This window comes from Pseudomonas sp. AO-1, from assembly GCF_019775695.1.
Lineage (GTDB): Bacteria > Pseudomonadota > Gammaproteobacteria > Pseudomonadales > Pseudomonadaceae > Aquipseudomonas > Aquipseudomonas parakoreensis.
Genome location: NZ_CP079947.1, coordinates 4,216,197 through 4,237,983 on the forward strand (window position 1 = coordinate 4,216,197; position 21,787 = coordinate 4,237,983).

Here is a 21,787-nt window from a genome sequence, read left to right on the forward strand (position 1 = left end):
CGTCCCTACTCCTTCAGGATGCTTGCGTCTCCCGCGCTCAGTATTGAACGCCCCTTCCCTGCGCAGCCCGCCTCCAGCGGATTGCCTGAAATCCTGCACTTACCAGGTCACGGTGACCTTCACCAGGTCCGAATAGCGCCCGACCTGTGGCACCTGGGCCAGACGCTCGATCCGCGCATACAGCGGCAGCTCCACGGTGCCGGTGTCCGGCACCCGACCGCTGACCGGTACGTCCACCACCAACGGCACACGGCGCGCCGCGTCCTGATACAGGTGGTACGGAATCGGCTTGCTCCCGGCCGCTCCCGCCATGTAGCGAACCTCACCGACGCCGCCGTGCAGGCCACCGTCGACACGCAACTGATAAGGTGTGTCGGGGTTGCACTCCAGGCGTGGCAACCGTTGGTTGGTCAGCGCCGCACCCAAGGACCCGGCCGGATCATCGAGGCGCGCGGTGCTGCCGAAATCCAGCACGCCCAGTTGTTCGATACCCGCCTCGCGCTGCTGGCCGATCAATTGGCAACCACGCATCACGTCAACGCGGACTTCAACCTGAAGATCCGCCGCATATACCGCGCTCCCAAGCACCCCGAGCAGGCCCACCACCACACGTGCAATCACGGTCCCATTCCTTGGCAGGGAACATTCGGATGACGTTACTGTGTTTCAGGTTAGCAACAGTCGACGAATCCGCCAGTCGATTGGATCCATGGATCTTCCGGGATATGTTTCGAAAGGTTGGCAATACAACGAATTACATCGCTGCAAATAGCTGTACGTTCCACACAATGTTGTTCAGTAATCGCCCATTGTCGACAAGCCGCCATGGAGCCTGACGCCGCCTCTGGTTACACTACGGCGCCGCGCTCCCGGGCGCCGGCCTGATGACTACGGAGTGACTGCACTGTGCCCTCTCGAGCGCCCAAACGATCGCCACTGACCCAACGCTGGTCGGCGCTGCGCCGCTGGTTCGCCAAGGGCCGGCCAGCCAGTGCCGGGCATGACGCCACTGCCCGCTCGATCCACGAATACTTCCGGCTCAAGGCTCACAGCCAGGGTTACACCCTCAGCCACAGCCAGCAGCGGGTGATCGATTGCATGGCACAACAGGCCAGCCTGTTGTTCGGTGCCAGGCCGCAAACGCCGCCGAGTCTGTACCTGCATGGTGCGGTCGGACGCGGCAAGAGCTGGCTGCTCGAAGGCTTTTTTCAGGCCCTGCCCACCGCGCAGAAACAGCGCGTGCATTTCCATGAATTCTTCGCCCGATTGCATCAGGGCATGTTCGAGCATCGCGAGCAGAACGATGCCCTCGGCGTCACCCTCGATGAACTGTTACACGACTGCCGGGTGCTGTGTTTCGACGAATTTCATGTGCATGACATCGGCGATGCCATGCTCATTACCCGGCTGTTCAAGGCCCTGTTTCAGCGCGGCATTGTGTTGCTGGTGACCTCCAATTATCCGCCGGAGGGCTTGCTGCCTAACCCGCTCTATCACGCGCGTTTCAAACCGGTGATCGACTTGATCAACGCACGCATGCACGTGATGGAGGTCGGCGGCCCCCACGATTACCGCAGTCAGGCGAGCAATCATGCGCACCAGGTCTTCACTCAAGGCCATTATGTGTGGCCGGCCGCAGCGACCCAGCGCCAGGCGCTGAATCTGCCGCCCGAGGGTGCGCCAGCCATGGCTCTGCCGGTGGGCAGCCGCCACATTCAGGCGCGCCTGTGCGAGGGTCGCCGGGTGGCTTTCAGCTTCAACGATTTGTGCGAGCAACCGATGGCGGTGATGGATTACCTGGAACTGTGTCGGCGTTTCGACCAGTGGATCATCGACGACCTGCCGGAACTGGACGAACGCTCGATCGCCGCGCAACAGCGCTTCATCAACCTGATCGACGTGCTCTACGACCAGGACAAACACCTGACCCTGCTCAGCCGCTTGCCGCTGCGCGAGACCCTGAGCGGCAACGCCATCGATCTGGCCCGCACCCGCAGCCGTCTGGGGCAGTTGCAGGAAATCCACTGATCCCATTAATCACCACCGCTCCCACAGTGGATCAGAGTGTTCTTCAGTGCAAATCCCGGCTTTGCCGTTATCATGTCGCCCATTCCGAGCGCCCGGCGCTTCTTCATTTGATAGTGAACCTGCACATGCACACCCTTGCTCAATTGCGCGCCGGCGAGTTGTCGGGCATTACCCGGCTGGACCTGTCCTGCGGCCTGACCGAGTTCCCCCGGGAAATTTTCGATCTGGCCGATACGTTGGAGGTGCTCAACCTCAGCGGCAACGCCTTGAGCAGCCTGCCGGACGACCTGCATCGGCTGACCCGCATGCGCATTCTGTTCTGCTCGGACAACCACTTCACCGAGGTGCCGGAGTGCGTCGGCCAGTGTGCAGCGCTGACGATGATCGGCTTCAAGGCCAACCGCATCCGCCACGTGCCGGGCGCTGCATTGCCGCCGCTGCTGCGCTGGTTGATCCTGACCGACAACTGCATCGACACCCTGCCCAGCGAACTGGGCGAGCGCCCGTACCTGCAAAAACTGCTGCTGGCCGGCAATCGCCTGCAGGCGCTGCCGGCGTCGATGAGCCAGTGCCACCGTCTGGAGCTGATCCGCATCGCGGCCAACCAGTTGCGTGAACTGCCGCAGTGGCTGCTGACCCTGCCGAGCCTGACCTGGCTGGCATATGCCGGCAATCCACTGGAAACCGAAGCCGACGCCGCCGCGCTGGAGGCCACGCCGCTGATCGACTGGTCGACGCTGCGTCTGCAACAGCGTTTGGGCGAAGGCGCTTCCGGGGTGATTTCCCGGGCACAGTGGCAACGTAGCGCAGACTCGTCGGTGCCGGTCGCGGTGAAGCTGTACAAAGGCGAGATGACCAGCGACGGTTCGCCGCTGCATGAGATGAACGCCTGCATCACCGCCGGCCTGCACCCGAACCTGATCCGCGTGGAAGGCCGTATTCACGGTCATCCTGACGGGCAACACGGGTTGGTGATGCAACTGATCGACCCGAGCTTTCGCAATCTCGCGGCATTGCCGAGCCTGGCGAGTTGCTCGCGGGATGTGTATGCCGAGGACTGCCGCTTCAGTGCCGAGGTGGCACTGAACATTGCCCAAGGGATCGCATCGGCGGCCGAACACTTGCATCAACAGGGCATCACCCACGGCGACCTCTACGGCCACAACATTCTGTTGAACGATCAGGGCGATTGCTTGCTGGGGGATTTTGGCGCGGCATCGTTCCATGCCACCACTGACAATCTGGAAACCCGGGCGCTGCAACGCATCGAAGTGCGGGCGTTCGGGGTTCTGCTGGGGGAATTGCTGGCGCGCATCGACTCAGGGCTGAGTGCCGAGCGGCGCGAAGTGCTGCAAGCGCTGGAACAGCGTTGCTGTCAGCCTGATGTGCTGGCGCGGCCGGGGTTTGGCGAGGTGATCGAGGTGCTGCAAAAGCTGTGACTGACACAAATCCTGTGGCGAGGGAGCTTGCTCCCGCTGGACGGCAAAGCCGTCCCAAAAACAACGACTGCTGCGCAGCCGAGCGGGAGCAAGCTCCCTCGCCACAGCTTATCTTTGTAACAAATCAGCCCGCCAGGCCGACAAACATGTCCTGCACGTCGTCGTGGTTGTCGAGGCCTTCCAGGAACGCTTCAACTTCAGCCATCTGCTCGGCACTCAGGCCGCTGACCGGATTCTTCGGCTGATAGCCGAGTTTCGCCGACAACACCGTGAAACCTTGCTCAGGCAGGGCTTTCTGGACGGCATCAAGGTCGGTCGGATCGGTCAGGAACAGGGTCGCGCCCTCTTCACCCGGCTCGAAGTCCTGGGCACCGGCCTCGATCGCGGCCATTTCCGGATCGGCGTCCGGGGTGTCCGGCGAGGCTTCGATCATGCCGACGTGGTTGAAGTCCCAGGCCACGGAACCGGATGCACCCAGTTGGCCTTTGCGGAACGCCACGCGGATTTCCGCGACGGTGCGGTTGATGTTGTCGGTGACGCACTCGACGATCAACGGAACCTGGTGCGGCGCGAAACCTTCGTACGTCACACGGTGGTACTGCACGGTTTCGCCCAGCAAGCCAGCGCCTTTCTTGATGGCGCGGTCCAGGGTTTCCTTGGGCATCGAGGCTTTCTTGGCCTGTTCGACCACCAGACGCAGATGTGCGTTGGTGGCGGTATCGGCACCGTTGCGGGCAGCGATGGTGATTTCTTTCACCAGTTTGCCGAAGATCTTGCCCTTGGCGTTGGCTGCCGCTTCTTTGTGTTTAACCTTCCACTGTGCGCCCATTACTCACTCTCTTGATCTGTGGCGCCGAGACATCTATTGGCCGACGCGTGGCGCCAAGTTTATACGGCCTAAAGTCGGCAATCGACCAAAAAAATTCATTGTTGAATCGACATCTTCACCGCGACTTGTAGGGCGATTCTGAAAAGCCCACCAGCCACGACCATTAATGCTCGCGTTTTCGTACCCTCTGCCGTCCGTATTGCCCCACAGAGCCCGTATGAATGCTCAATGACCAGCAAAGCCCGTTCACCCTGACCCTGACCGATGGCCCACTGTGCCTGCCGGTCCTGTGTTTCAGTGGCAAGGAAGCACTCAATCAGCCGTTTTTTTTCGAGATTGAAGTGATCGCCCTGGCCCCGGCCTTGGCGCCGGGCAGCCTGCTGCGACAACCGGCGTTCCTGCGCCTGGGCGACGCTCACGGCATTCACGGCCTGATCCACAGTGTCAGTTGTGAGCATCGCGCCAGCCACCGCATTGGCTACCGATTGACGCTGGTGCCGCACCTGCAACGTCTGGCGCAGTCGCCACAGCGTCGGGTCTTCGTGCAAGCGAGCGTGCCGGCGATCCTTGCGCAACTGCTCGAAGAGCATGAGCTGCCAGCCGACAGTTACCGGATCGAAATGAGCGTCGGCCATTACCCACCACGGGAATTTTGCCTGCAATACGAGGAAAGCGACCTGGCCTTCCTTCACCGTCTGTGTGAGGAGGAAGGCATTCACTATCACTTCGAACATCGCCCGGACGGGCATGTGGTGGTATTTGCCGACGACAACCTGAGCCTGCCGCAGGAACCGCTGGCAGTGCCGTTTGCCGTGACCGACGACACGCCCTCACCGCGCATCAGCACGCTGTTACAGCGCCATGACGCGACACCGGTCATGGCCGCGCCCGGCATTCGCAATCGGGGCCAGGCAGTCATCAGCGCCGACGCGGCCAACCACCCCGTGCCTGCGCCCACACCGCTCAACCTGTCGAGCGACCAGCGTCACACCGAACAACGCAGCCGGCGTCATCTGCAGCGCCAGCGCTGCCAGTCGCGCACGATTCGCGGATCCGGCGATTGCAGCGCGTTGCGCAGCGGGCATCTGCTGCAGATCAGCGAACACCCGATCCATGCGTTCAACGAGCAATGGCTGATCACCGAACTGCACCATCAAGGCCGGCACCCTTCGATCCTTGATCCGACAACCGAGGTGCATGATTACCGAAACGACTTCAGCGCCCTGCCCTGGTCGAGCGACTTTCGCCCGCCCCTGGCGCAGCCGCGCCCGAACATCGGCGGCTATCACCTGGCACGAGTGCTGGGATCGCCTGGCCAGCCAGCGCCACTGGATGATCGCGGGCGCATCGGCGTCAGTCTGTGGCCGACGCAGATACCCGAGTCTGCATGCCTGTGGCTGCCGATCGCGCTGACCGGCGCCGGCCGGCTCGCCATCCACCAACTGCCCCGCGCCGGCAGTGAGGTGTGGGTGAGCTTCCTCGACAGCGACCCGGATCGACCGATCCTCTGCCTCGCCCATCCACCCCCGGCGCCACCGAACGAAACGCCACCACCGCGCGACGGCAGCCTGTTGCTCGACTGGCTGCTCCACGGGGCCGATCCGTAAGCACCGCAGACATTGGAATTGAGTACAGCCGCCGGAAAGTGGTTGGCCGGGAGGTTGCTATCACGAGCAGGCTAACTCCTGCAGTTGGATTGGGTGTGGGCAGTGGGAGATTGGTCGGCTGTCAGGCCGCCATCGCTGGCAAGCCAGCTCCCACAGGTGGATTGGGTGGGTTCAGTTAGAGATAGGTCGGCTGTCAGGCCGCCTTCGCTGGCAAGCCAGCTCCCACAGATGGATTGGGTGGGTTCAGTTGGAGATAGGTCGGCTGTCAGGCCGCCATCGCTGGCAAGCCAGCTCCCACAGTGGGGATGGGTGCGGTCTGTTGGAGATTGGTCGGCTGTCAGGCCGCCTTCGCTGGCAAGCCAGCTCCCACAGGTGGATTGGGTGTGTTCAGTTAGAGATAGGTCGGCTGTCAGGCCGCCTTCGCGAGCAGGCTCGCTCCCACAGGTGGATTGGGTGTGTTCAGTTGGAAATTGGTCGGCTGTCAGGCCGCCATCGCTGGCAAGCCAGCTCCCACAGGTGGATTGGGTGTGGTCTGTTGGAAATTGGTCGGCCCATAGGCCGCCTTCGCGAGCAAGCTCGCTCCCACAAAAAAGCAAAGCAGCCCAGGCAGACCGCATGCTTTTCACCACTCAACAGGATGAGCGTTAGCTCGGCTGCAGCTTTTGATCTTGCCGTGCCGGCCCCTTCGGCAGGCTGAGTGGAGGGGTTTATCCGGGGGTGGGAGCGCAGCGACCGTTTGGCGCAGCCAAACACATCGAGAGGAGGTGCAGCGAAGCAAACCGTAGGCGATGCCCCCGGATGAACCCCGTAACGAAGGAACCCGAGCCTAAGCGAGGGCCGCACGCCGGGGCCAAGCCTTTTGCTTACTTTTCGGCGTCTGGAAAAGTGAGTCGCTGTAAGAGCGAAACCATAAGAAGCCGTTACCGCAGAAACGGATATGTACTCGGTAACCCAAAAGAACGCAGCGCTCGCCAGCCCCCAATCACCCCTTGTCAGCCTTCCCCGCCGCCGCCGCAAACTTCGCCAACCGCACATCCAGATGCCGCGGTCGCCGCCCATGATCCTCAGCCCGCTCTTTGCGCCGAATCGCATTACGCACCATCAACGACCCCAGATACCGAATCGGCTCCGGCGGAAAATACCCCAACGGCCCGTTCACCAAGGGCGAACGGGTCCAGAGGTTATCGAGCCCCTGCACCAACGAGGCAAGAATCTGCCCGCCCATGTGACACGGCCCGACGCCACTGCCGGAATAACCAAAGCCATAAAACACATTGCCACTGGCACTCATCTGCCCAAAAAACGGCAACCCGGTCACCGAACGATCCGACGGCCCATTCCAGGTCGCATCCACCTTGACCTCGGCAAACGCCGGAAAAAACGCCCCAAGGCTGCGCTTGAGCAAATTCGCATAGGGCGATGGCTGATCGAACACCGGCAGAATCCGCCCGCCAAACGCAAACGTGTTGCCACCCTTGCCAAGCATGATCCGGCCATCGGGGGTGTTGTGGTAGTAGTGCACGAAAATCCGCGAGTCGAGCACAGTAACGCCACTGGTCAAACCGATTTCCTGCAACAGATCCGGGCGCGGTTCGGTGATCAGCATGTCGCTGGAAACGATCGCCACGCTGCGTTCGAATTGTGGGAACGCGCGGGCCATCCACGCGTTCATCGCCAGCACCACGCGGTCGGCAATCACGCGACCATGGGCGGTGTGGATTCGCGCCGGGCGGCCTTCTTCCAGCCCGGTCATCGCCGTGTTTTCGTGGATCTTCACGCCCAGTTGCAACGCCACCCGGCGCAACCCGCGCACCAGTTTGCCCGGTTGCACACTGGCGGCTGCCGGCGAGAACCAGCCTTCCAGATGTTGGCTGGACCCGGCCATGCGCTGTACGTCGGCCACCGGCCGCTGGGTGAACGAGTTGATGCCGTTACGCTCCAGCGCCGCGATCACGGCGTCGGTCGAACCGACCTGCGCCTTGTTGGTGGCGGTGTACAACGTGCCGTCGAGGCGGTAATCGGCATCGACGCCGTATTGTTCGCAGAACTCGCCGATGGCGTGGATGCTGCGCTCGGATTCCTTGACCAGGCGCACTGCCTCCTCGACACCGAACAGGCGCTCGAGGGTGAAATACTTGGCCGACCACGACAACGCACAACCACCGTTGCGCCCACTGGCACCGGCGCCGCAGATGTCGGCTTCGATCATCAGCACGTCGAGTTCAGGGTTCTGCTGCTTGAGCATGATCGCCGTCCACAACCCGGTGTAGCCACCGCCGACGATGCACACGTTGGTGCGCACTTCGCCTTGCAGCGGCGGGCACGTCGAGGATGGGTCGGCCTGCAAGGCTTGCTCGAGCCAAAAAGGTCGCATGGGATTCTCCAGTCAGATGGCCACGACACAGCCTGCCGCGAGCACCGCAGCAGGCCGCGAGGCAAGGGTTTTCAGTTACGCAGGGGTTTGATGGTCAGCGGGCAATTGGGCACAGACGCGCGCGGTTCCATCACCCCGACCGGGCGGCTGTTCCAGTGCGGAATCAGCACCAGCGCCGAGAACAAGGCGCAGCCGGCGAAGACAATGAACACCGTCACCGAATCGAAGTAACCCGGCAGCAATCCGCCGAGCACCGCACCGACCGAACCGCAACCATTGACGAAACCGGCCGCCGTGGCGCCCGCCTTGGCCTTGCCGAAGTCGATGGCCGCGGCGCCGCTGATCATCGAATCCGGTCCGTACAGGGTCAGGCCCATGACAAACAGCAGCGCCACCACCAGCATCACGCTGCCGGTGTGCAACGCGCCCATGAACAACGCCAGGGTCACGGTCAGGGCCAGCAGACTGAGGACACAGGCCGGCATGCGCCGGGCGCCGAACAGCTTGTCCGAGGCCAGGCCGATCATGATCGGCCCGAGCAGACCGGCCAGTTCAAACGAGGTGGGAATGATTGCCGCGCCGACCTTGCCGACACTCGGCATCTGCTCGAAGACGATCACCGGGCCCCACAACAGAATCGCGTAACGCGCCGGTTTCAACATGAAATACGCCAGGCCCAAGACCAGCACCGTGCGGTTGCGCAGGATTTCCTTCAACGGCTCCCAGACGCTGAGCTTACTGTTGGCCTCGGTTTCTTCTGCACTGAGTTCCGGCTCCGGCTCCACGGCCGGCAGGCCGACGTCTTCCGGTTTGTTGCGCTGAAAAATGAAGAACAACAGCGCCACCGCCGCAACCACCGCGGCGCTGGATATGAACGCCGCGTGCCAGGTGCCGATCAGCGTATACGCCCACCAGCCGGCAAACGGCGAGGCCACCAGACCGCCAAACGCATAGCAGGAGCTCCACAATCCGAGCACCCGCCCGCGCTGCTGCGCCGGGAAGAAACTGCCGAGGTTCTTGCACAATCCCGACCAGCCGGTGGACTGCGCCAGGCCCTGAATCAGCATGCAAGTGGCGAAGATCGGTAGCGTGGCAAAACTGCCCATCACTAACGCCGCCGCGGCGGAAATCAACAGCCCGCCGAGCACCACGACCCTTGGGCCGAAGCGGTCGGCGAGCATGCCCCAGGTGAATTGGCCGATGGCGTAGGCCGCCAGATAGATCGCATCGAGGTTGGCCATGGCCATCTTGTCGAGCATGAAGGTCGGGTCTTCCGCGATGCCCAGTTTGGCCACGGAAAACGCTTTGCGGGTGAAGTAGAAAGCGGCGTACGCGAGCCAGGTGATAGCGAAAATCTGCATGCGCCAACGCGCAAGGGTGCCGATGTGCTTGTTCATTGTGGTTCTGACCTCAGGGTGTGAGTGTGCCGGCAGAATCGTTAAGTAAACGCCTGTGTTTTTTATTGTTGAGCACTGCGCCAGCGCCCCGTCCCTATGGCGATAGCGGTCAGATGAGTCCTGTTATTGCACGCACAGGCTCATCGCCAGCGTTGCTGCCCGAGCGGGCAGTCAGCGATGGCGTGAGCGGATCAAAGCAATTACTGTTTAATAAATAAAATCGATTTATCGTATTTCACACATAAGCTCAGCTTGTTACTGGAGGCTGCATGTCGGTGTCCCACGCCCAGCTCAAAGCCTTTCACGCCGTGGCTGTACACGGAAGCTTCACTAAAGCGGCCGAACGGCTTTTTCTCACACAACCGGCGATTTCCGACCAAGTGCGCAAACTGGAGGAGCGCTTCGGTGTGTTGCTGTTTCATCGCAACAAACGTTCGGTGCGCCTGACCGATCTGGGCGAGCGCCTGCTGGCGATCACCCAGCGGCTGTTTGTGATTGAGGCTGAAGCCCAGGAACTGCTGCAGGAATCCCAGGCGCTGCAGACCGGCAGCCTGATTCTGGCGGTGGATGCTCCGGTACATGTGCTGCCGCTGATTGCGCGGTTCTGCGAGCGCTACCCGGGGATCAGCGTGAAGATCGAGACCGGCAACACCGATGAATCGCTGTTTCGCCTGTTCAACTATCAGGCCGATCTGGCGCTGCTCGGGCGTGATGTCAGCGATGACCGTTTGCTGTGCGTGCCGCTGCGCAATGACCCGATGGTGGCGTTCGTTTCGCGCCATCATCCGTGGGCCGAGCGTGAGTCGATCTGCCTGGCGGATCTGGATGACACGCCGCTGGTGCTGCGCGAGCACGGCTCGGTGACCCGGCAGACGCTGGAAGAAGAAATGGCCGGCGCCGGGTTTCGCATTCGTCCGGCAATTCAGGTCGAAGGCCGGGAAGCGGCGCGCGAGGCGGTGGTGGTGGGAATTGGTGTGGGGGTTGTTTCAGCGGCAGAGTTCGGCGCGGATTCGCGGGTGTGTGCGTTGCCGATTACCGACTGCACCCGGCGATTGACCGAGACCCTGGTGTGCTTGCGCGAGCAGAGTTCGCGGCGGGTGGTGGCAACGTTTCTCGATATGGTGCGCGAGAGCCTTGCTTAGACAGTGACGGCCTCATCGCTGGCAAGCCAGCTCCCACAGGTATGGCGTCGCACACAAATTTCGGGGCCAACACAAATTCTGTGGGAGCTGGCTTGCCAGCGATGAAGACACCACGGTGTATCAGGCCGGCGCCAGAGCGAAGAACGCCTGAATCAAGCGCAACTCCCGCCGCCGCTCCATGCAGCCGATCATGTGCCGGTTCACCAGCCCGTCCCCGGCAATCGGAATCGCCACCACTCGCGGATCATGGCTGACTTCCACCGACGACACCACGCCCACCCCCAGTTCCGCCGCCACCGCCTCGGTCACCGCTTCGCGACTGTCCAGTTCCAGCAACACCCGTGGATTGACCGCCGCCTGCGCACACGCCTGATCAAAGGTACGGCGGGTGATCGAACTCGGCTCGCGCAACACCATGATCACCTGATCCAGCTCCTTGAGCCGCACCTCGCCGCTACGCTGCGCCCACGCATGCCCGGCGGGCACCAGCGCGCAGATCCGCGATTCGCTCAAGGCTTGCAGATGCAGGCCCTTGCGCGGTTCGACCTCGGTCAGCACCGCCACGTCCGCGTGTTCCGATAACAGCGCGGCGAGGGTTTCCTGGGCATTGCCCAGACGCAGATTCACCGTGATCCCCGGATACCGCGCGCGCAGGCTGGCAAGCATCGGCATGACCATGTGCGGACCGTCCGCCGCCACTTCGAGGCGCCCAGTAAGCAACTGGCGGTTGGCTTCGAGCAGAGTCTGCGCTTCTTCGGCCAGGCCGAACATGGCGCGGGTGATCGCCGCCAGTTTGGTGCCCTCCTCGGTCAGTTCGACCCGACGCGCGGTGCGCCGTAACAGGGTGATCTGGTAATGCTCCTCCAGCGCCTTGATGTGCCCGGTCACCGCTGGCTGGCTGATGAACAGGCGCGCGGCGGCGCGGGTGAAGCTGCCTTCCCGGGCCACGGCGTCGAAAGCGCGCAGCTGGAACAGATTCATGGATAAGCCTCACTGATGGCTGGCATAACAACAAACAATTTGATTGATGACTCGGCGAATTGCAACGTATGCCCCGTAGCTTCATCCCACAGCGCTATCGCGAGGACACACGAATGAGTACTGCCGCACCCATCCTGCTCACTCCCGGCCCGTTGACCACCTCGGCCCGCACCCGCCAGGCAATGCTGGTCGATTGGGGGTCATGGGATGACCGCTTCAATCAACTGACCGCCAGCCTCTGCGAGCAATTGCTGGCGATCCTCAACGGCGCCGCCACTCACCATTGCGTGCCGTTGCAGGGCAGCGGCACCTTTGCCGTCGAAGCCGCCATTGGCACACTGGTGCCACGTGACGGCAAGGTACTGGTGCTGATCAACGGCGCCTACGGCAAGCGTCTGGCGAAAATCTGCGAAGTGCTCGGCCGCTCGTTCAGCACCTTCGAAACCGCCGAAGACGAACCGACCACCGCCGCCGACGTCGACCGCCTGCTGCGCGCCGATGGCGACATCACCCATGTCGCGCTGATCCACTGCGAAACCAGCACCGGCATCCTCAACCCGCTGCCGGAAATCGCTGACGTCGTGCAGCAGCACGGCAAGCGTCTGATCATCGACGCCATGAGCTCGTTCGGTGCGCTGCCGGTGGATGCGCAAAAAGTCCCGTTCGATGCGCTGATCGCCGCCTCGGGCAAGTGCCTGGAAGGCGTGCCGGGGATGGGTTTTGTCTTCGCTCGCAAGGAATCGCTGGCCGCAGCCGCTGGCAACTCGCACTCGCTGGCGATGGACCTGTATGACCAGCACACCTATATGCAGAAGACCGGTCAGTGGCGTTTCACCCCGCCGACCCACGTGGTCGCGGCGCTGCACGAAGCGTTGCTGCAATACAACGAAGAAGGTGGCCTGCCCGCTCGCCATGCGCGCTACGCCGCCAACTGTCAGGCACTGATGGACGAGATGGGCAAACTCGGCCTGCGCAGCTTCCTGCCGGCGGCGATCCAGGCCCCGATCATCGCCACCTTCCATGCCCCGCAAGACCCGCGCTACCAGTTCAAGGACTTCTACGAACGGGTCAAGGCCAAGGGCTACATCCTCTACCCCGGCAAACTGACCCAGGTGGAAACCTTCCGCGTCGGCTGCATCGGCCACGTCAGCCCGGATGAAATGCGCCAGGCCGTGGCGGCGGTGGGTGAAGTGCTGCGCGAGATGGAAGTGCTGGAGATCTGAATCACCACGATACCTGTGGGAGCGGGCTTGCCCGCGATAGCGGTCTGACCATCAGCATAGATGTCGACTGAAAGGACCCCATCGCGGGCAAGCCCGCTCCCACAGGATCGCCGAACCTTTTGAATTGCATTGCCAACACAGGATTCTTATTGCCATGAACTACGTAAACCCAAGCAAGCTGCAAGCCGCGATCCTCGACTGGGCCGGCACCGTGGTCGATTTCGGCTCGTTCGCGCCAACGCAGATCTTCGTCGAAGCCTTCGCCGAGTTCGACGTTCAGGTGTCCATCGACGAAGCCCGTGGCCCGATGGGCATGGGCAAATGGGACCACATCCGCACCCTGTGCAATCAGCCGCAGGTCGCCGAACGCTATCGCAAAGCATTCGGCCGCACCCCGACCGACGATGACGTGACCGCCATCTACAATCGCTTCATGCCGCTGCAGATCGAGAAGATCGCCGAGCACTCGGCGCTGATTCCCGGCGCGCTGGAAACCATTGGCAACCTGCGTCAGCAAGGGATCAAGATCGGTTCCTGCTCCGGCTACCCGAAACAGGTGATGGACAAGGTCGTGGCGCTGGCTGCCACCAACGGCTACGTTGCCGACCACGTGGTCGCCACCGACGAAGTGCCGAACGGTCGCCCATGGCCGGCTCAGGCCCTGGCCAACGTGATTGCGTTGGGCATCGATGATGTCGCGGCCTGCGTGAAGATCGACGACACCGTGCCGGGCATCCTCGAGGGCCGTCGCGCCGGGATGTGGACCGTGGCGCTGATCTGCTCGGGCAACGCACTGGGCCTGGATTACGCCGGCTACCGGGCACTGGGCAGCGACGAACTGGCCAGCGAACGCAAACGCATCCACGCGCTGTTCGCCGATTCGCGCCCGCACTACATGATCGACACCATCAGCGACCTGCCGGAAGTGATTGCCGACATCAACAAGCGTCTGGCCAACGGTGAGATGCCGCAATCGAGCTGATTGCGTCTTGTCGTCAGAAAAAACGCCAGGGTCTTCGCAACGCTGGCGTTTTTTTATGGCTGAAGCCTTGAGTCAGCGCATTGAAACTCCGATCAGCCTCAGGCAAATCCGCCAAAGCGGATTACAGTTAAAGCATGCCGTCGCACAAGAACGGCACGTGGCGACCTGATCTGTGAGGAAACACCGTATGCCGTGGACAAGTTCCGAATCGCGCTACAGCACCGTGTCCGTGCTGCTGCACTGGCTGATGCTGATCCTGTTGATCCTGGTCTATGCCAGCATGGAGTTGCGCGGGATCTTTCCCAAGGGCAGCGGCGGCCGCTCGCTGATTCGCGAAGTGCATTACATGCTTGGCCTGACCGTGTTCGTGCTGGTGTGGTTTCGCCTGGTGGCCCGCAGCATCGGCCCGGCACCGAAAATCTTCCCGGCCTCGCCGCAGTGGCAAACCCTGCTGGCGCGGGTGATGCACTGGCTGTTGTACCTGTTCATGATCAGCATGCCGATCCTCGGCTGGCTGATCACCAGCGCCGAGGGGCACCAGGTGATGTTCTACGGCTTCGATCTGCCGTTGCTGGTCCACGAAGACAAGGCATTGGCCAAACAGGTGGAGCACTGGCACGTACTGATCGGCAACATCGGCTATTGGCTGATCGGCCTGCATGCGCTGGCGGGGCTGTATCACCATTATGTGGTGGGTGATAACACCTTGTTGCGGATGATGCCCAAGCGCGCGCCACGCTGAGGCCCGGTTTTGACCATTGTAGCGAGGGGATTCATCCCCGATGGGCTGCGAAGCGGCCCCAAAACCTGTGCATGCAGTGGATCAGACTCAATAGCTGATCAATGAGGGGCCGCTGCGCAGCCCATCGGGGGTAAATCCCCTCACCACAGGGTTACTCATTCATCCTGTGGTGAATCCTCGCCGCCCTTGCAACCCACCCGTGTGCACGAAGATCAACCGTGTACCTGACGCGAATCCGCCCGCCTCGATCCGCTCCTTGAGCGCCAGCAACGCCTTGCCGGTGTACAGCGGCTCCAGCGCAACGCCGCTACAGCGTTCAATGCTCTCGATGAATGCAAGTAGCTGCGCGTCAACCTTGGCGAAGCCACCGCGACTGGCGTCGAGCAGCTCGTAGTCGGCAGCAGCGACACCTGCCTCCTGCATAATCGCCGCCACCTGCGGCGCCACCCCATGATCCTCGGGCACCGCCAGTGCGCCATACACCGGATGCGCCCCTGCCTCGGCGAGCACCAGCCCTGCCAGCGTCGTCCCGGTGCCGCAGGCCAGCCACCAGCCGTGATAACTGCTCCAGCCCAGGTTGCCCAGTTGCGCGATCACCTGCTCCTTCAACACCTTGCAGCCCAATGCGCCCGCCAATCCGCCACCGCCCTCCGGCACCGCATGAAAATCTGCATACTGCGCCCGCCACGGCTCCCAGAACCCCGGTTCATGCCGCGCCCGATAGCCGCCGTAACCAAGCCAGTGCAGTTGCATGCCGAACGCTTGCAGATCGCTAACCGTCGGCGTTTGCTGTGGATGGCCGCGCAACAGGCCAACCGTTTCGAAGCCCAGACGCTTGCCCGCCGCCGCGAGCGCATGCAGATGATTGGAATGCGCACCACCGAGGCTGATGACGCCCTTCGCGCCAGCGCGGTCAGCGGCCTTGAGATGCTCGACGAGTTTGAACCATTTGTTGCCGCTGATCAGCGGGTCGATCTGGTCCAGACGCAGGATCGCGACCTCGATTCCGGCGCGGGTGAGCCAGTCGAGTTCAAGCATTTGGAGGGGAGTTTGGGGCAACCAGTGGGCGGGAGGAAGAAGCATGGGCGACTGATCATTCTGAGTAGAGCCGGCATTCTAGTCGCTCATAAGCAGCCATCGCGAGCAGGCTCACGCCTGCATTGGTTCGATGTTGTTCACCGAATCAGTGAACAACACAAACACTGTGGGAGCGAGCTTGCTCGCGAAAGCGGAGTGTCAGCCAATATATATGTCGACTGACACCACGCCTTCGCGAGCAAGCTCGCTCCCACAGGTTAAGCGGCGTAGCTTAGAGCTCAGCGGCCAGACGCGCCCCCTGATTGATCGCGCGCTTGGCATCCAGCTCCGCTGCCACATCGGCACCACCGATCAGGTGCACGTTCTGCCCCGCTGCGACCAGACCTTCCTGAAGGTCCCGCAGTGGATCCTGGCCGGCGCAAATCACGATATTGTCCACCGCCAGCACTTGCGGCTCGCCGGTTTCGCCGATGCGGATGTGCAGGCCTTCATCGTCGATTTTCAAGTATTCGACGCTGTTGAGCATCTGCACCTGCTTGTTCTTCAGACCGGTGCGGTGAATCCAGCCGGTGGTCTTGCCCAGACCATCACCGACCTTGGTTTTCTTGCGCTGCAACAGGAACACTTCGCGAGCCGGCGCGTGCGGCGCCGCCTTGATCCCGGCCACGCCACCACGCGCTTCCAGATGGGTGTCGATGCCCCACTCTTTCCAGAACGCGGTGCGATCCAGACTGGTGGCCACGCCTTGGTGCACAAGGAATTCCGAGACATCGAAACCGATGCCGCCCGCGCCGATCACCGCCACGCGCTTGCCCACCGGTTTGCGCTCGAGGATCACGTCCAGGTAGCTCAGCACCTTGGCATTCTCCACGCCCGGAATCGCCGGCACGCGCGGCGCGATGCCGGTGGCGAGGATGATTTCGTCGTAACCGCCTTCAACCAGTTTCGCCACGTCGACGCGGGTGTTCAGGCACACCTCGACATTCGTGGTCTGCAGCTTGCGCTTGAAGTAGCGCAGGGTTTCGAAGAACTCTTCCTTGCCCGGCACCCGCTTGGCGATGTTGAACTGGCCGCCAATTTCGCTGGCCGAATCGAACAACGTCACCTGATGTCCGCGCTCGGCGGCCACGGTCGCAGCGGACAGACCGGCAGGGCCGGCACCGACCACGGCGATCTTCTTGATCTGTTGCACCGGAAAATAGTTGAGCTCGGTTTCATGGCAGGCACGCGGGTTGACCAGGCAACTGGTGAGCTTGCCGCCGAAGGTGTGATCGAGGCACGCCTGGTTGCAACCGATGCAGGTGTTGATCTCGTCGGCGCGGCCTTCTGCAGCCTTGTTGACGAAGTCAGGATCGGCGAGGAACGGCCGCGCCATCGAGACCATGTCGGCATCGCCTTCGGCGAGGATCTGCTCGGCGATTTCCGGGGTGTTGATACGGTTGGTGGTGATCAGCGGAATGTTCACAGAACCACGCAGTTTGGCGGTGACCTTACTGAACGCCGCACGCGGCACCTTGGTGGCGATGGTCGGGATCCGCGCTTCGTGCCAGCCGATGCCGGTGTTGATGAGGGTTGCGCCAGCCTGCTCGATGGCTTTGGCCAGGGTCACGATCTCATCCCAGGTGCTGCCGCCCTCGACCAGATCGAGCATCGACAAACGGAAGATGATGATGAAGTTCGGGCCCACCGCTTCACGCACCCGACGGACGATTTCCACCGGCAGACGCATGCGGTTTTCGTAGCTGCCACCCCAGCGGTCGGTGCGGTGGTTGGTGTGGGCGGCGAGGAACTGGTTAATGAAGTAACCTTCCGAGCCCATGATTTCCACGCCATCGTACTCGGCCGTCTGCGCCAGTACCGAGCAGGTGACGAAGTCGCTGATCTGCTTTTCGATGCCCTCCTCGTCCAGTTCTTTGGGCTTGAACGGGTTGATCGGCGCCTGAATCGCGCTTGGCGCAACCTGTTTCGGGCTGTAGGCATAACGCCCGGCGTGAAGGATCTGCATGCAGATCTTGCCGCCCGCCTCGTGCACTGCGCGAGTGACGATGCGATGCTTGAGCGCTTCTTCCTCGGTGGTCAGCTTGGCTGCACCGGAGTACACGCCGCCCTCGTCGTTCGGGCCGATACCGCCGGTGACCATCAGGCCGACGCCGCCACGAGCACGTTCGGCGAAGTACGCCGCCATGCGTTCGAAGCCACCCGGTTTCTCTTCAAGGCCAGTGTGCATCGAGCCCATCAGGGTGCGGTTGCGCAGCGTGGTGAATCCCAGGTCCAGCGGGGCCAACAGGTGCGGGTAATGAGCGGCGGTCATCGGTAACTCCACAACGAGCGATCACGGAAATTGCGGGAGCTCTGCGTCCCCCGTCAGTCATGTTCGACAGACTAAGAGTCGCACTGCTGTCACTCAATGACCGAAACTGACAACTTATTGATCCAAATGCGCAGCGCCCCTTGGCAAGCGCAGGCATGCGCCCTACCCTAGTCGCCACACCCTGTACCCGGTTGTTGTTGGTTTTCATGCGCAAACTTCTGTACCTGTTTTTCTCCATGGCCATCGTTGCCACCCTGACCACCTACGCCATGTGGGCGGCGGACCGGCCGGCGGGACATTACCTGTCGGACCTGCGCATCAAACTGGCGGTCGATCAGGGCACGCCCGGCGACCGTGGCAACTTGCTGGGTATCCAGCCGGAACTGTTCCCCACCGACTACCAAAGCCCGGAGCGCCTGCACCGCAAACTCGCGGCCTATCTGCAGCAAGCGCAGGATCAGGGGCTGCTGAATGAAAAAACCGTGGTGGTGCTGCCCGAGCATGTCGGTACCTGGCTGATGATCAGCGGCGAGAAAGACGAGCTGTATCAGGCGCCGACCCTGGTCGAAGCGATGAACTGGCTGGCGGCGAGCAATCCGTTGCTGTTCGCCCGCGCCTGGCTTACTGCCAAGGGCGACAACCGCCTTGACGATGCCCACCTGCGGATGAAGTCCAAAGTGATGGCCAAGGATTACCAGGCACTGTTTGGTGGACTGGCCAAGGAATTCCACGTGACGCTGGTGGCCGGCTCCATCGTCCTGCCCGAACCCAGCATTCGTGATGGCCAGCTCAAGCCCGGTAGCGGCGCGCTGTTCAACAGCAGCGTGGTGTTTGGCCGTGATGGTGTACCGCTGGGCCAGCCCCAGCGGCAAATGCACCCGATCTTCGAACAGCGCGATGTGATCGAGGGCGAAGACGCCCACGCGATCAACGTGGTCGACACGCCGGCCGGACGCCTGGGCGTGCTGATCGGCAGCGACAGCTGGTACCCCGACAACTATCGCCAACTCGACGAGCAAGGCGCGCAACTGGTAGCGGTGCCGGCCTTCGTCGTGGGTCACGGTGCGTGGAATCAGCCGTGGGCCGGTTATAAGGGCTCAAGTACACCGGGGTCGGTCAGCCTCAAGCCCGGGGAAATCAGTGAAGGTCAGGCCTGGCATCGCCTGACGCTCACCGCACAGCCGCCGAGCAGCCGTGCGATCGCCGGCATGAGCGTGTTCCTGCGCGGCCAGTTCTGGGACAAGCCCGGCTCGGGGCAAAGCTTCCTCAGCAGCAACGGCCAGCAATTCGCCGATGGCGAAGCCCGTGGCGCGCGTCTGCTGAACATCTGGTTGTAAGCCATGAAACCGCTGCCGATGCGCCTTGGGGATCTGTCGGTAGGCTTCGTGCACAGCCTGGCTGATGCCGTGCGCAGCCACGGCGTCGAGCCGCAACCGCTGCTCGAACAATATGGACTGGATGCCGCGCGATTGGCCGAAGCCGGCGCGCGACTGTCGATCCCGCGTTACATGCGGCTGGGGCACAGCGCGATCCAGTTGACCGGCGATCCGGCGCTGGGCCTGAGCATGGGCCAACTCAGCCGCTTGAGTCAGGCCGGGCTCGCCGGGGTCACCGCTGCACAGGCACCGACCGTGCGCGAAGCGGCCCGCTGCCTGATCCGTTTCGAGCCGCTGTACGGTTCCAACTATCGCGGGCAGTCGAGCTTTCACGAGGATGCCCATGGCGCGTGGCTGCGCTTCTATTCGATCAGCCCGTACAACGCCTATAACCGTTTTGTGGTGGATTCCATCATCGCCGGCTGGCTGCATCAGCTGTCCAGCGTCAGCCGCGAGCCTTTGCGCGCCGAGCGCATCGACATCGAATTTGACGCGCCGGACTATCGCGACGCCTATAGCGTGCTGGGCGATTGCCCTATCCAGTTCAGCGCCGAACGCAATCAACTGCGCTTGAGCCTTGCCAGCCTCGCTCTGCGCAACCCGGAACACTGCCCGAGCACCTGGAAACACTTGCTTGCGTTGTGTGAACGGGAACTGGAGCAGTTGACCCGCACCCGCAGCCTGCGCGAACGCATCACACAGTTGTTGGGGCCGTTGCTCAATGGTGGCCGGGAACCCGACCTGGAAGAAGTGGCGGCGCGTCTGAAGCTGCCGACCTGGACCTTGCGGCGCAAACTGGCCGAGGAAGGCACACAGTTTCGCGCCATACTCAACGACACCCGCCGCGACCTGGCAATGACCTACATCCGCGATACCGAACTGGCGTTCGGCGAGATCGCCTATCTGCTGGGCTTTGCTTCAGCCGAGGCGTTTCAACGCGCCTTCAAACGCTGGAGCGGCCAGACCCCCGGCGAGTTTCGCCGCAGTCACCGCAAAACCGCCTGACGCCTTACAACTCGGTGGCGTCTTCGGCCGGTTCTGGCTGATCGAGTTCATACGCGTGGTATTCGAGCAGTTCTTCTTGATAATCGTCCATCGTTTCATCCCCCTACTGCCCGTTGAAAATACAGCCCGGTCAAGTGACCAGTGCCTCGAGCTTATCGTGCCCGTATGAAGGGAAAGTGACATCCCGCCTTCATGAATAAAACGTAGCAGGTGGTCAGGAATTTATCGCTGGAGTTTTGTCCGGGGAATGTAACGGGATTTGAGTGCGCCACAAAACAAATGTGGGAGCGAGCACCCCCGCTCCCACAGCAGAGCCCGCGCGGCTCACTGCATCGCCGGAATCGGCTCCGATGGCGGCGGGATATTGGTCGGGTTGGCCGGCGGCGTGATCGTTTCGGCAGCCGGTGCAGGATCTGCACTCGGTGCCGGGGTGATCGGCGCGGATTCCGCAGGCGGCACCACGGGTTCGGAACCCGCTGGCGTCGGTGCAACCGTGGCCGGCGCAGGCGTCACCGCCGGAGTGGCTGGCGTCATGGTCTGGGCTGGCTCGACAATGCCGGCCGGCGGTGGCGCTGGCGCTGTCTCGACTGCCGGGGCAGGTGTTGTCGGCGCTACAGCAGCAGGCTTCGGCTCCGGGACACCCAGATCAGTCTTGGGTTTTTCTTCGATGTGCGCGGCTTTCTTCGCATCGGCTGGCAGGAACAGCTCAACCAAGGTGAAGAAACGCTCATAGAACTTCTGCGACGTCACGGTCTCACTCGCCACCTTGACCATCGAATCATCGGACGAGCCGATCGGCATCGACACCGAACCCAACACGCCGACCCCGAGGCTGGCAGAGTTGTTGGTCTTCTTCAACGCGTAGCGATCCTGCAAGGCATTGGCGAACACCGTGGCATGGTGTTTGGAACTGCCGTCTTCGGTACACACCACGTTGAAGCTGATCTCCATGTGGGTTTCACCGGTTTGCTGGAAGCTTTTGTGGCCACTGATCAGTTTCGGGTCACTGCTGGTGATGATGTAGCCCTGGCTGAGCAACGCACGACGGGCCGCCTCGCAACTCGCGGTGTCGGCCACCGGATAATTGCGCGAGAACGTGCCGGAATCATCGAAGTTCTCATGCTCATAGATCGGCTTGTCCTTCGAACAGCCAGCAACAGCGGTCAACAACAGCGCCAACCCAACGACACGCATGGGAGTTGAAATCAACATTGAACATCCTGAGGGAAAACAGTCCGGGGCGTATTGTGCAACAGAACTTGGCCCTGCGGCGCATGGATTGTGTCTTAAAGCCGTTACAACCCTATTGACCA

Annotated in this window: 17 protein-coding genes; 9 read left to right on the forward strand and 8 right to left on the reverse strand. The window is 62.2% G+C overall.

Annotated elements, in window-relative coordinates:
• Positions 1-99: 99 nt before the first annotated feature.
• Entirely contained in the window at positions 100-621 is a 522-nt protein-coding gene (locus KVQ82_RS19290; RefSeq protein ID WP_222015243.1) for a spore coat U domain-containing protein, read from the reverse strand.
• 285 nt (positions 622-906) lie between these two features.
• Here KVQ82_RS19290 and zapE point away from each other — a divergent pair, with 285 nt between their 5' ends.
• Both zapE and KVQ82_RS19300 read left to right on the forward strand, forming a co-directional pair.
• Positions 907-2,028, forward strand: coding sequence for a cell division protein ZapE (gene zapE, locus KVQ82_RS19295; RefSeq protein WP_222015245.1), 1,122 nt, complete (start codon positions 907-909; stop codon positions 2,026-2,028).
• A 125-nt stretch (positions 2,029-2,153) separates the two neighbouring features.
• Positions 2,154-3,467 (forward strand): leucine-rich repeat-containing protein kinase family protein, encoded by a 1,314-nt coding sequence (locus KVQ82_RS19300; protein WP_222015246.1) that lies wholly within the window; start codon positions 2,154-2,156, stop codon positions 3,465-3,467.
• A gap of 124 nt (positions 3,468-3,591) precedes the next feature.
• On the opposite strand, the gene KVQ82_RS19305 is transcribed toward KVQ82_RS19300, so the two are convergent.
• Entirely contained in the window at positions 3,592-4,296 is a 705-nt protein-coding gene (locus KVQ82_RS19305; RefSeq protein WP_027614601.1) for a YebC/PmpR family DNA-binding transcriptional regulator, read from the reverse strand.
• A gap of 221 nt (positions 4,297-4,517) precedes the next feature.
• On the opposite strand from KVQ82_RS19305, the gene KVQ82_RS19310 reads away from it, so the two are divergent.
• A complete protein-coding gene (locus tag KVQ82_RS19310) occupies positions 4,518-5,903 on the forward strand; it encodes a type VI secretion system Vgr family protein (protein WP_222015248.1) in 1,386 nt (461 codons plus the stop codon).
• A 982-nt stretch (positions 5,904-6,885) separates the two neighbouring features.
• Here the strand turns inward: KVQ82_RS19310 and KVQ82_RS19315 are convergent.
• Together KVQ82_RS19315 and KVQ82_RS19320 are read right to left on the reverse strand one after the other, a co-directional pair.
• Positions 6,886-8,277: an FAD-dependent oxidoreductase gene (locus tag KVQ82_RS19315; protein ID WP_222015251.1), complete on the reverse strand. Its 1,392-nt coding sequence runs from the start codon at positions 8,275-8,277 to the stop codon at positions 6,886-6,888.
• Between the two features lie 71 nt (positions 8,278-8,348).
• A complete protein-coding gene (locus KVQ82_RS19320) occupies positions 8,349-9,674 on the reverse strand; it encodes an MFS transporter (protein ID WP_047291611.1) in 1,326 nt (441 codons plus the stop codon).
• Between the two features lie 269 nt (positions 9,675-9,943).
• Between KVQ82_RS19320 and KVQ82_RS19325 the strand changes: the two genes are divergently transcribed.
• Positions 9,944-10,816 carry a LysR family transcriptional regulator gene (locus tag KVQ82_RS19325; RefSeq protein ID WP_222015252.1) on the forward strand — a complete coding sequence of 291 codons (873 nt, stop codon included), beginning with the start codon at positions 9,944-9,946 and terminating at the stop codon, positions 10,814-10,816.
• A 120-nt stretch (positions 10,817-10,936) separates the two neighbouring features.
• On the opposite strand, the gene KVQ82_RS19330 is transcribed toward KVQ82_RS19325, so the two are convergent.
• Entirely contained in the window at positions 10,937-11,797 is an 861-nt protein-coding gene (locus KVQ82_RS19330) for a LysR substrate-binding domain-containing protein (RefSeq protein ID WP_222015254.1), read from the reverse strand.
• Positions 11,798-11,910: 113 nt separating this feature from the next.
• Here KVQ82_RS19330 and KVQ82_RS19335 point away from each other — a divergent pair, with 113 nt between their 5' ends.
• The 3 genes from KVQ82_RS19335 to KVQ82_RS19345 all read left to right on the forward strand — a co-directional run bounded on the left by KVQ82_RS19335 (position 11,911) and on the right by KVQ82_RS19345 (position 14,744).
• The gene (locus KVQ82_RS19335) at positions 11,911-13,020 is read left to right on the forward strand and encodes a 2-aminoethylphosphonate--pyruvate transaminase (RefSeq protein WP_222015256.1); all 1,110 of its coding nucleotides are present in this window, start codon (positions 11,911-11,913) and stop codon (positions 13,018-13,020) included.
• 154 nt (positions 13,021-13,174) lie between these two features.
• Positions 13,175-14,002, forward strand: a complete 828-nt coding sequence (phnX, locus tag KVQ82_RS19340) for a phosphonoacetaldehyde hydrolase (RefSeq protein WP_222015258.1) — start codon at positions 13,175-13,177, stop codon at positions 14,000-14,002.
• Between the two features lie 187 nt (positions 14,003-14,189).
• Entirely contained in the window at positions 14,190-14,744 is a 555-nt protein-coding gene (locus tag KVQ82_RS19345) for a cytochrome b (RefSeq protein WP_108182278.1), read from the forward strand.
• A gap of 159 nt (positions 14,745-14,903) precedes the next feature.
• Here the strand turns inward: KVQ82_RS19345 and KVQ82_RS19350 are convergent, their stop codons facing one another.
• Together KVQ82_RS19350 and KVQ82_RS19355 are read right to left on the reverse strand one after the other, a co-directional pair.
• Positions 14,904-15,827, reverse strand: a complete 924-nt coding sequence (locus KVQ82_RS19350) for a 1-aminocyclopropane-1-carboxylate deaminase/D-cysteine desulfhydrase (protein ID WP_222015260.1) — start codon at positions 15,825-15,827, stop codon at positions 14,904-14,906.
• Between the two features lie 226 nt (positions 15,828-16,053).
• Entirely contained in the window at positions 16,054-18,093 is a 2,040-nt protein-coding gene (locus KVQ82_RS19355; protein ID WP_222015262.1) for an FAD-dependent oxidoreductase, read from the reverse strand.
• Positions 18,094-18,299: 206 nt separating this feature from the next.
• Between KVQ82_RS19355 and KVQ82_RS19360 the strand changes: the two genes are divergently transcribed.
• Together KVQ82_RS19360 and KVQ82_RS19365 are read left to right on the forward strand one after the other, a co-directional pair.
• Positions 18,300-19,430, forward strand: coding sequence for a nitrilase-related carbon-nitrogen hydrolase (locus KVQ82_RS19360; RefSeq protein ID WP_222015264.1), 1,131 nt, complete (start codon positions 18,300-18,302; stop codon positions 19,428-19,430).
• A 3-nt stretch (positions 19,431-19,433) separates the two neighbouring features.
• Complete coding sequence (locus KVQ82_RS19365; protein WP_222015266.1) at positions 19,434-20,474, forward strand: AraC family transcriptional regulator; 1,041 nt, start codon at positions 19,434-19,436, stop codon at positions 20,472-20,474.
• 324 nt (positions 20,475-20,798) lie between these two features.
• Here the strand turns inward: KVQ82_RS19365 and KVQ82_RS19370 are convergent, their stop codons facing one another.
• Positions 20,799-21,686 carry a DUF2242 domain-containing protein gene (locus KVQ82_RS19370; RefSeq protein ID WP_041073907.1) on the reverse strand — a complete coding sequence of 296 codons (888 nt, stop codon included), beginning with the start codon at positions 21,684-21,686 and terminating at the stop codon, positions 20,799-20,801.
• Positions 21,687-21,787 lie beyond the last annotated feature (101 nt).

Bases quoted from the DNA above. Each gene is read 5' to 3' on its own strand.
- KVQ82_RS19370 (WP_041073907.1), bottom strand. From the start codon at position 21,686: ATGTTGATTTCAACTCCCATGCGTGTCGTTGGGTTGGCGCTGTTGTTG.
- KVQ82_RS19325 (WP_222015252.1), top strand. From the start codon at position 9,944: ATGTCGGTGTCCCACGCCCAGCTCAAAGCCTTTCACGCCGTGGCTGTA.
- KVQ82_RS19345 (WP_108182278.1), top strand. From the start codon at position 14,190: ATGCCGTGGACAAGTTCCGAATCGCGCTACAGCACCGTGTCCGTGCTG.
- KVQ82_RS19330 (WP_222015254.1), bottom strand. From the start codon at position 11,797: ATGAATCTGTTCCAGCTGCGCGCTTTCGACGCCGTGGCCCGGGAAGGC.
- phnX (WP_222015258.1), top strand. From the start codon at position 13,175: ATGAACTACGTAAACCCAAGCAAGCTGCAAGCCGCGATCCTCGACTGG.
- KVQ82_RS19350 (WP_222015260.1), bottom strand. From the start codon at position 15,827: ATGCTTCTTCCTCCCGCCCACTGGTTGCCCCAAACTCCCCTCCAAATG.
- KVQ82_RS19365 (WP_222015266.1), top strand. From the start codon at position 19,434: ATGAAACCGCTGCCGATGCGCCTTGGGGATCTGTCGGTAGGCTTCGTG.
- KVQ82_RS19360 (WP_222015264.1), top strand. From the start codon at position 18,300: ATGCGCAAACTTCTGTACCTGTTTTTCTCCATGGCCATCGTTGCCACC.
- KVQ82_RS19355 (WP_222015262.1), bottom strand. From the start codon at position 18,093: ATGACCGCCGCTCATTACCCGCACCTGTTGGCCCCGCTGGACCTGGGA.
- KVQ82_RS19305 (WP_027614601.1), bottom strand. From the start codon at position 4,296: ATGGGCGCACAGTGGAAGGTTAAACACAAAGAAGCGGCAGCCAACGCC.
- KVQ82_RS19335 (WP_222015256.1), top strand. From the start codon at position 11,911: ATGAGTACTGCCGCACCCATCCTGCTCACTCCCGGCCCGTTGACCACC.
- KVQ82_RS19310 (WP_222015248.1), top strand. From the start codon at position 4,518: ATGCTCAATGACCAGCAAAGCCCGTTCACCCTGACCCTGACCGATGGC.
- KVQ82_RS19300 (WP_222015246.1), top strand. From the start codon at position 2,154: ATGCACACCCTTGCTCAATTGCGCGCCGGCGAGTTGTCGGGCATTACC.
- KVQ82_RS19320 (WP_047291611.1), bottom strand. From the start codon at position 9,674: ATGAACAAGCACATCGGCACCCTTGCGCGTTGGCGCATGCAGATTTTC.
- KVQ82_RS19315 (WP_222015251.1), bottom strand. From the start codon at position 8,277: ATGCGACCTTTTTGGCTCGAGCAAGCCTTGCAGGCCGACCCATCCTCG.